General features: G+C 77.2%; 1 protein-coding gene. It reads right to left on the reverse strand.

All coding sequences use genetic code 11. The annotated features are described in order from the left end of the window. On the reverse strand, positions 1 to 1,679 hold a 1,679-nt coding region (locus tag AE652_RS40900; RefSeq protein ID WP_049660994.1), incomplete at both ends, for an acyltransferase domain-containing protein.

Below are 1,679 nucleotides of genomic sequence, written 5' to 3' on the forward strand. Positions count from 1 at the left end.
CCGGGGCCGGAGCCGCCACCGGCGCTGCCACCGGCTCGGGCACCGCCACGGGCTCCGGCTCGGCGGCCGGCAGCAGCGTGGCCAGCACGGCCGGCTCCAGCCGGGAGGCGATCAGCCCGGCCAGCCGGGCCGGGGTGTCGGCGTCCTCGAACAGCTCGCGCATCGACACCCGGACCCGGAACGCGCGCTCCAGGTCCCGGATCATGTTGATCATCGACAGCGAGTCGGCGCCCAGGTCGAAGAAGGGCTCGTCCGCGCCGACCGAGTCCTCGTCGTAGCCGAGCTGGCGGGCCGTCTGCTCGACGACCTCCCGCAGCACGGCCTGCCCGGCCAGCTCCTCGGGGCTCGGAGTCGGTGAAGCAGCGGGTGTAGCAGCAGGTGAGGCGGCAAGTGCGGCGGCCGGTTCAGCGGCCGGAGCGGTCTGCTGGGGTGGGTCCTGGCGCATGGCGGGGTCCTCGGTGGTCGGCCGGTCGGGGGCGGTGAACCAGTGGCGGCGGCGTTGGAAGACGGTGGTCGGCAGCGGGACGCGGCGGGCTGGTCCGTCCGGCCAGTCCCGGGCGGCGGCGAAGCCGGCCCAGTCGAGCGGGACGCCGTACGACCAGAGCGCGGCCGCGGCGGCGTCGAACTGCTGCTCCGGGGAGGCGCCGCGCCGGCCGCCGGCGACGAAGTGGCGCTCCGGCAGCTCCCGGCGGCCCATGCCGGTCAGCGTCGGGTGCGGGCCGATCTCCAGGAAGAGCTCGTGGCCCTGCCCGTCCAGTGCGGCGAGGACCTGGTCGAACCGGGCGGTCTCCCGGGTCTGCCGGAGGAAGTACTCGGGCGTCGGGACGGTCCCGGGGGCCAGCACCTCGCCGCCGAGGTTGCTGACCAGCGGCACGGCCAGCGGCCGCAGCCGCAGCCGGGCCAGCTGGTCGCGGAAGGGGTCGAGCATCGGGTCGAGCAGGCGGGAGTGGAACGCCCGGTCGGTGGCCAGCCGTTCGGTGGTCACCCCGTCGGCGGCCAGCACGGCCTCGGCGGCGGCGATCTCGCGGGGCGGTCCGGCCAGCACGCACTGGCCCCGGCCGTTGACCACGGCCAGGTCCACGCCGGGCAGCCAGTCGCCGAGCCCGGCCAGCCGGTCCAGGCCGGCCGAGACCACCGTCATGGCGCCCGGTTCGGTCAGCCGGTGCATCAGCCGGCCGCGCAGCGCCGTCAGGAACATCCCGTCGGCCAGGTCGAGCGCGCCGGCCGCGTGGAAGGCTGCGTACTCCCCGGCGCTGTGCCCGGCGACGGCGGCGGGACGGAGCCCGAGCTCCTGCCAGAGCCGCAGGTAGGCCGCCTGGAGGGCGAACAGCGCGGGCTGCGCCGCCTCGGTGGTCCAGCCGTCCTCGGTGCCCTGCGGCGCGGGGTCGAGCAGCAGCGGCAGCAGCGGCTCGCCCCAGTTCTCGCGGTGCAGCCGGTCGCACTCGTCCAGGACGGCGCGGAAGGCCGGGAAGGCCCGGTACAGCTCGGCGGCCATGCCCCGGTACTGGGCGCCCTGGCCGGTGAAGAGCAGCACCGGCAGGACCTCGCCGCGTCCCACCTCGCGGTGGGCCGCGCCGGCGGTGGTCCGGCCCGCCAGGAAGGCGTCCAGGCCCTTGCGCAGGGTGGCCGGGTCGGGGCCGGTGACGGCCAGCCGGTGGCGCAGCGCGCGCCGGCCGGCG

The sequence above is a fragment of the Kitasatospora sp. MY 5-36 genome (assembly GCF_001182915.1).
In the GTDB taxonomy this organism is placed as follows: domain Bacteria; phylum Actinomycetota; class Actinomycetes; order Streptomycetales; family Streptomycetaceae; genus Kitasatospora.